Below are 6,764 nucleotides of genomic sequence, written 5' to 3' on the forward strand. Positions count from 1 at the left end.
CTTAAATAATTTCTTCTAATTCAATTAAAAAACTATTTGCTTGGATTGTTAAATATCCTGTGTCGGTTTTCAAAAGGACGGTTAAAAAAGAGCCTTTTTCTAAAGTTTGACTTGGATAAATATCAGAAGTGTTTGTAAACTCGTTTTTTCTAGTTCCAGCATTACCGTTATTTATTAAAAATTTCGCTACGGTTCTATTATTTATTGTATAAACTCCCGATACATCAAAAGCATAAATACTCATTGTAATATCTACACCTAAATTATTATGATTACACAAAACTCTTTTTATTTTTGACTTAAAAGGAACGATAAATCTTAATGTTCGATAATCATACAACAAGTCATTGACCTCGTCCATACCACCTTGTATATATCTACCGAAATCTGTAAATGTTGAACCAAATCTTTCAAAAGGAGTTAAATTTATAAAGTGTTGAGCTCCGTTATTTTGGTATAATTCGAAGTTTATAAAATGACTTCTTAAACCACCGCCCAACTCACTAACAGGCTTCATACCCTGAGTTCCATCAGCATTTTTCACATAAACTTTATCTACATCAACTGTTGAAACTTTGTCTAGTTTTGCTGGATCATCACCCCAGCTTTTAAAAAAATCAATTATATTATTAGTCATTACCTTAAGCAAAATTTTTCCATTATTAGGAATTATAATACTTGAATTACTATCGAAATTAAAGGGAACAATTGCTGTTAAATTATTGTGTAATAATTCAACATTATGACCGCTTCTGTTTATTAAATAAATTGGTTTTCCTTTATGAGGCCATTCCGCTAAAGTTGGATTAGCTGCTAAATCTATTAAAGAAAATCCTTTTACTGAAGTCAACGAACCAGTTAATTCTATTGTCCCAAAACCACTTACGTTAAAAGGAATTTCAACATCAGCACCTGAAGCATTGAAAGTATATACCTTGTCGTAATCTTTTTTATTGAATATATTTCCTATAGTTGGAGTGTCTGGCTCACCAACTTCGGAATCATTTACAGGAATAAAAGTATATTCTAATGTATTTACTGGTTTCGTTGGAGGAACTGGGTTATCAGATACTTCAACGCCTTGTACTAAAACAAATTGATTATTCATGTTTAAAACAACTCTATCAGTTCTAACCATACCTGCAGCACATAATGGAATGGGTATTTCAATATCTGCTGAATTAGTGAACTCTTGAGCTTTTATATTCCAACGTGAATTAGCAAGAGCTTTAAATACATTATCCTGTTTTATGAATCCACTATCAACAACTATAGTATTGATTTCGGAAAATTTATCAAACAATTCTGTATGAGCATTTGGATCATTGAAATGCTCATTAACTGGCGTAAGCAATTCGTTTAAGCCTTCAATTTTAGCGACAGGTATGTTTTCATCTTTATGATGATAAGAATCTAACCAAGCCCAAAATTGTGATTGTGTTGGAAACATTCCTGTTTTAAACCAGTTCTTTAATGTATTTTTTGATGTTGCCATTATCCTACGTATTTAATGAAATGAACTACTCTGTAAGGTGACATATTAGTATGTGCTTTATCTTCACCCCCTGATGGTATATTTTGTGTAAACATTGCGCCCGCGCCTGAACTCGCTATACTTGTACCACCTGGTTGTACAGTTTCGTTACCGACGGTTCTTGTTAAATTATAATTTGGTAATTCTGGCTTAGTCAATTTATGCTCACGTTTTCCGCCAGTATTATTTAAAATTTCTAATCCATAATTTGTATTGTCTGATCCTTGTGTATAAGACGGATCCACACCAACAGGCATACGTCCTCTTAATGGTAAGTATTCCGCCCAACCAACAGGAATTTCTACAGCTGGTCTGTCCCAAATTGCTATCATTCCTACGGGAATTGCATCAGGTTGCGCCTCTAAAGTTTCAACACGAGTAGTTAAATTTTGTATCAATGTTGTCAACTGAGTAGTTGTTTCTGGACGTTTAAAATCAGCCCATAAAATACTTCCAACACCAGTTCCAAACTGTACGTGTTTTATTTCTTTAATTTCTTTTGTGGTTAAATCTTCAAATTCGGCGCTTTGAGTTGTGGTTATAATAACAACACTACCTTGAGCCGTACCGCCTAAAAAAGGATAAATTTCTCCATCAATATGAACAAATCCGTTACTAATGTTTGAGCCCGTAGCAACACAACCTGAAATAATTGTTTTTGGACCAGCTAACGCACCTAAACAATTAAATATTTCAAAGGCTTTTTGCATACCCTCAAGTATGTTAACTTCAAATGGAAATCCGCCTGTTTGTAAAAAATTATATGTATTCATTTTATATTGGAATAATTAGATATCGTTTACTTGCTAGTCTATATAATTCAACTATGTGTTTAATTTCGTAAATGCTGGATGCAATGATTTCTGGCGGAACATGAACATAAAAATCTACTCCCGTGCCAAAATATTCAGAACTGGTTTTAATGAAAATTTTACCTAAATAAACTGGCTTATTTTCTGATGTTGTATAAATGTAATCTCTTGGAAAAGAATCTCCATCACTTATATATATCCGTCTTAAACTTGGGTCTAAAAAATCATTTAAAGCATTTCTCAATGAATAAACTTGACCTGTGTGATTAATTATATACCAATCACGTTCACGCTTTGAAAGCCATTGAATATGCAGCAATTGAATTGGCAAAACCAATGCCGACAAAAAGGCTAATATTTTAGGTTTTCGCAAAAATGTAGGCGTTAATAGTGCTGCTAATTGATTATAATTAATATTAAACCACATAAGTAATATTCGTAAAATCTGTTATTTTAAAGTAGCCCGCTTCAGGTGTTTTTGAAACTGAAATATTTGTAAAATCAATTTCATTATATGCCTTTGAATTCATAGATAAGATATTCACATTATCCACTCCTGGTAACTCACGCAATCTTTCAATTAAATCGTTTATTACTAATTCGCCATTAAAATCTAATTGCTTTAAATATTGATTAATTCGTAGCTCTACAGGTCTATCACCGTCTAAAATGCTTTGCCCATTAGCGTCAATTACTAAGGGATTTCTAAACACTTGCATAATTATTTTTAGTTCGTCTGCTGGGTAGTTTACAATCGATAATTTAACACCCGCCCATTTAAACCAGTCCTCCATATAAGCAATAAAGGCACTTTCCTGTTCTGGAGTTAGCTCCTGCAGCTCGCCGCCAACTTCGCCCGCCGTTTTTATAATCAAGCGGGCACTTTGGCTGGATTCTTTGACCGAGCAATATTTTATAATTTTTGAAGCTTCAATTTCTTCTGGAGTGTAACCCGTATTATCAAATTCAATTGAGTCTGGCAATAATGGAAATCCGTATTGAAAATTTAAGGCTGCGTTTTTGTAATCATTTGGTCGCCCAGCTTTTTGCTCATTTATTGCTGTGTCAATTTGAGCAGAATGGATGTCGAAAAGTTTTTCAAGTGACCAGATAGCAAAAGAAACTATAAATATGATCAGTCTATAAATTGAAACTCTACTTGTAGAATTTAAATCCTGCAAATTTTCATTAGATGCAATTTCATTTAATATTTGTGCTTGTATTTCGTTGATACTTCTTGCCATTTTATGATACTTTGAAATTATTTTCTATTTGCATATATCCTAGTCCACTTTCGTTTAAAACATCAATTAACTCAGCACTTAAATAAGTTGCGATTTTTTGGCTTTTGTTTTTAAAATATCTTGTTAAATCTGGATTGTTGTGTTCAGATAATTTTATGTCTAATTTTTGTCCTGGCATTAATTCATCTGTAATAGAAACACCATTAACTAATGCTACGTCAAAACAAGCTAAACAAGTACCATGCTCTTGAATAGCAATATCAATCAACGATTGTTTTTCAATTACAGTCATTTAAGGATGTTCTTTTTTATATTTATTAAATTCTCGAACTTTATCGTCGTACATTTTTTTATATAAAATGGTTTGTTTTTTATGATACGCGATTTCTTGCATTAATAATTGTTCTTTATTTTCAAAAAGAATCGCTATGTTTTTTGCTTGTAATTCAATATCTAAATACTTTTTTTGATATCGATCTCCTAAATCGTCCAGTGAGTCTTTATATAGCTTTACTACTTTTGAACCGTTATCAATTTCGGTAGTGTTTATATCGGCGTTTTGTTTTCTTTTAGTTATAAACCATGTAATAAAAGATGTAATAATTAGTATTAATATTTGACCGATGTAATCTTTAAACAATTCTACCATAACTAATTTTTTGTTTTATATCTTGAAAATTTTTATTATCTAAATTCATTTGTGTTTCAAGATGTCTTTCAATTTTTTCTTTGTCAAAACCACCTCTAATCATTGTTACTAAATTTGCTCCAATCAAAGGATCACTTTTCAATTCGCCTTGGTTCATTTGTAAAATAATACCAACTTCTTGTATTTCGCTTTCGCCAATTAAAAAATCACCATTTATAATTTGCAAATCATTCTCATTACCTAATAAAATATCCTTAGCCTTTTCCATGCTTAATTGTTTGATTTTCTATATTAGAAAAATTTGATTTTGCCAATCCAACAAAAGTTGATGAAGCAGTTTTTAAACTCGCGCCACCATCATTAGGTACTGGTGTCCAGTTTTGAAATGCCATTTGTATTTTTTCTATAATTAAGGTGTTTTTGTCCAATTGAGTTTTTAACTCTTTTGCATTTACAACACCTCCAAATTCATCACCATTAATTGTCATTAAACCATCGTTTAAACTGAATTTAAAACCCGATTTATCAATGATTTCAATTTCTTCAATTTCTTCACACAAAATCATAAAACAAGCTTCACCATTATGAATTGCTCCAACAAGTGCAATTGTTCCAATTTTTGGTTTAATATTAAATGATCCAATTCCTAAAACAACATCATGGTATTCCAAATTATTCAATTCGCCAATTGCAGTCATTGTCTTATTGTCCCAATCAATTTCACTTACTTTTACCCATTCCGTTTGAACAGGTATTTTTGAATGAATTTTATTAGCTAATAACTTTTTAAATTCTAGTAATTTATTACTCATTATTCTGCTTTTTTATCTAAATATATTTCTTGATGGTACTTTGGAGAATCGTCAAAATTCTTTACCACTTTTTTAATAAAATACAAACCTTTTCTATCTGGATATTCATTACTAATCAATTTAGCTTTCATTCCATGATGAACGCTTGGCGACCCAAAAGCAGTTATATGACCTTCAAAGCCTTCAACTTTAAATTTTTCATAATCTGCTTTTACAAGTTTTAAAACTTCGGCTTCTAATTTTATATTATAATAAGACAAATGTTGTTCTGTGCCTTTATCATCGCCAAATTCTGCTGTTATTTTTCTTCCGTTTGGTAAGGTGGAAACCCCTTTGATTTTTATTAAAACGTCTTCTTTATTTTTGTACTGTAATTGATGATCAACAATGTTTTGATTAAAATTAAAAACAACAGGAATTGCCGTATCATCTGTATAAATTTTACCAACTACTAATGTTCTACCTTTAAAATAGCTGTAAATGTTTATACCTTGTAACTCTTCCAATACTTTTGCTGTAGTAGTATTTGGAAACCTTTTTGTCCCTATATTAATATCAGCGACATCAATTTCAATTCCTGCAGGAATTATGGCTCTGACTAAATCAATTAGCTTTGTTGAACGCATTGAAATGTTTACTTGATGCTTTTTTAACAAATACATATAATCATCACATTTGATAACTATTGGAAAATCTGCAGAAACTTCATTTATAAAACCATCAAACTCTAATATCAAATTTTCGTCATAACCTAAATAAATTAAAACAGGATCACCTTTTTTAAAAATGGTTTTTACATTTTTTTTATCAAAGTCCTTTACGTTTCTGGGTAATTTTATAATTGCTGTATTAGTCAAATTTTCCCATGTTTCTTCAATAGTAACTCCGTTTACTTTTCTAATTATTATTTCCTCTCGGTTTTCTCGAGCTGGAAATATAATTTTAGAAACCATAGCCACTGTCATACTGTTGATTTTATATTTAATTCAATTGGTTCGTCTGATAATGCGTTTATTGTAAAAGCTCTAATATTTGGCTTACCTCGCATTCCTTCAATAGAAACACTTAAAATTGTTAAATAATTAATGTTTTTTTCTCTGAAAATTGGACTGATAACACCTATTGAATCCGCTAATGTTTCCCAACTTATTACTTCTTTTTCTTGGTCTTTTGGTTTTTTAAAACCTTGAGGCTGTCCAGATTCTTCAATAAAAAAACCATTTATTGTAATCTTCCAATCATCAAATCCATATTGTTCTTTTACGGTTCCACGACCACCGTTAACTTTGGTAACTCCAATTATTTTTTCACGATTAAATGAAACTACCGTTGAAATTGGTAAACGAAAATCCGATTTTTGAATATCAACTATTTCGCCATTTGTATTGTATGCTTTATAAGTTCCTTCCAAAAACGTTATTGGTGAAACTATAGGAGTTCCTAAAGCTGTAACATCAGTAACTTCATCGGATTCAATTACGGAAATTCCATTAAACAGCCCGTTAGGGTCGTTAGGTTTGTCCTCAATTTCAATACCATACGAATCACGTATTTTTAGCCCAAAGGCTTCTAAAAACAAATTCGGGATGTTATATTCTGTTGCCATTAGTTTGCTGCTATTAATGCGTCTTTAATTGTGTCGTTTATTCTACCAACCACATGCTCTGTAATTTTTTCAAAATTTTTCAAATCTTCTTTTGCTACTTTGTAAGT

Annotated in this window: 10 protein-coding genes; all 10 read right to left on the minus strand. The window is 31.0% G+C overall.

Annotated elements, in window-relative coordinates:
• Position 1 precedes the first annotated feature (1 nt).
• Genes UEQ13_RS01765 through UEQ13_RS01810 form a run of 10 tightly spaced genes read right to left on the minus strand, consistent with a single transcriptional unit; the run spans position 2 to position 6,657 of the window.
• Positions 2 to 1,495 carry a hypothetical protein gene (locus UEQ13_RS01765; protein ID WP_329804635.1) on the minus strand — a complete coding sequence of 498 codons (1,494 nt, stop codon included), beginning with the start codon at positions 1,493 to 1,495 and terminating at the stop codon, positions 2 to 4.
• Positions 1,495 to 2,307, minus strand: coding sequence for a hypothetical protein (locus UEQ13_RS01770; protein WP_329804636.1), 813 nt, complete (start codon positions 2,305 to 2,307; stop codon positions 1,495 to 1,497). Before UEQ13_RS01770 ends, UEQ13_RS01765 begins: the two co-directional genes overlap by 1 nt.
• Before the next feature lies 1 nt (position 2,308).
• On the minus strand, positions 2,309 to 2,773 hold the full coding sequence (locus UEQ13_RS01775; protein WP_329804637.1) for a hypothetical protein: 465 nt from the start codon (positions 2,771 to 2,773) through the stop codon (positions 2,309 to 2,311).
• Positions 2,763 to 3,590, minus strand: a complete 828-nt coding sequence (locus UEQ13_RS01780) for a nucleotidyltransferase (RefSeq protein WP_329804638.1) — start codon at positions 3,588 to 3,590, stop codon at positions 2,763 to 2,765. The genes UEQ13_RS01775 and UEQ13_RS01780 overlap by 11 nt, the downstream gene beginning before the upstream one ends.
• Position 3,591: 1 nt before the next feature.
• Positions 3,592 to 3,882 (minus strand): hypothetical protein, encoded by a 291-nt coding sequence (locus UEQ13_RS01785; RefSeq protein WP_329804639.1) that lies wholly within the window; start codon positions 3,880 to 3,882, stop codon positions 3,592 to 3,594.
• On the minus strand, positions 3,883 to 4,239 hold the full coding sequence (locus UEQ13_RS01790) for a hypothetical protein (protein WP_329804640.1): 357 nt from the start codon (positions 4,237 to 4,239) through the stop codon (positions 3,883 to 3,885).
• Positions 4,223 to 4,507, minus strand: coding sequence for a hypothetical protein (locus UEQ13_RS01795; RefSeq protein WP_329804641.1), 285 nt, complete (start codon positions 4,505 to 4,507; stop codon positions 4,223 to 4,225). The genes UEQ13_RS01790 and UEQ13_RS01795 overlap by 17 nt, the downstream gene beginning before the upstream one ends.
• Positions 4,494 to 5,051 carry a hypothetical protein gene (locus UEQ13_RS01800; RefSeq protein ID WP_329804642.1) on the minus strand — a complete coding sequence of 186 codons (558 nt, stop codon included), beginning with the start codon at positions 5,049 to 5,051 and terminating at the stop codon, positions 4,494 to 4,496. Before UEQ13_RS01800 ends, UEQ13_RS01795 begins: the two co-directional genes overlap by 14 nt.
• The gene (locus UEQ13_RS01805; RefSeq protein ID WP_329804643.1) at positions 5,051 to 6,016 is read right to left on the minus strand and encodes a hypothetical protein; all 966 of its coding nucleotides are present in this window, start codon (positions 6,014 to 6,016) and stop codon (positions 5,051 to 5,053) included. Before UEQ13_RS01805 ends, UEQ13_RS01800 begins: the two co-directional genes overlap by 1 nt.
• Complete coding sequence (locus UEQ13_RS01810) at positions 6,013 to 6,657, minus strand: DUF6046 domain-containing protein (protein WP_329804644.1); 645 nt, start codon at positions 6,655 to 6,657, stop codon at positions 6,013 to 6,015. The genes UEQ13_RS01805 and UEQ13_RS01810 overlap by 4 nt, the downstream gene beginning before the upstream one ends.
• Between the last annotated feature and the right edge of the window lie 107 nt (positions 6,658 to 6,764).

The organism is Flavobacterium facile, from assembly GCF_036321945.1.
GTDB lineage: Bacteria > Bacteroidota > Bacteroidia > Flavobacteriales > Flavobacteriaceae > Flavobacterium > Flavobacterium facile.

Coding starts and splice junctions, on each gene's coding strand:
- UEQ13_RS01805 (WP_329804643.1), bottom strand. CDS start 6,016: ATGACAGTGGCTATGGTTTCTAAAATTATATTTCCAGCTCGAGAAAAC.
- UEQ13_RS01800 (WP_329804642.1), bottom strand. CDS start 5,051: ATGAGTAATAAATTACTAGAATTTAAAAAGTTATTAGCTAATAAAATT.
- UEQ13_RS01790 (WP_329804640.1), bottom strand. CDS start 4,239: ATGGTAGAATTGTTTAAAGATTACATCGGTCAAATATTAATACTAATT.
- UEQ13_RS01770 (WP_329804636.1), bottom strand. CDS start 2,307: ATGAATACATATAATTTTTTACAAACAGGCGGATTTCCATTTGAAGTT.
- UEQ13_RS01765 (WP_329804635.1), bottom strand. CDS start 1,495: ATGGCAACATCAAAAAATACATTAAAGAACTGGTTTAAAACAGGAATG.
- UEQ13_RS01795 (WP_329804641.1), bottom strand. CDS start 4,507: ATGGAAAAGGCTAAGGATATTTTATTAGGTAATGAGAATGATTTGCAA.
- UEQ13_RS01775 (WP_329804637.1), bottom strand. CDS start 2,773: ATGTGGTTTAATATTAATTATAATCAATTAGCAGCACTATTAACGCCT.
- UEQ13_RS01810 (WP_329804644.1), bottom strand. CDS start 6,657: ATGGCAACAGAATATAACATCCCGAATTTGTTTTTAGAAGCCTTTGGG.
- UEQ13_RS01780 (WP_329804638.1), bottom strand. CDS start 3,590: ATGGCAAGAAGTATCAACGAAATACAAGCACAAATATTAAATGAAATT.
- UEQ13_RS01785 (WP_329804639.1), bottom strand. CDS start 3,882: ATGACTGTAATTGAAAAACAATCGTTGATTGATATTGCTATTCAAGAG.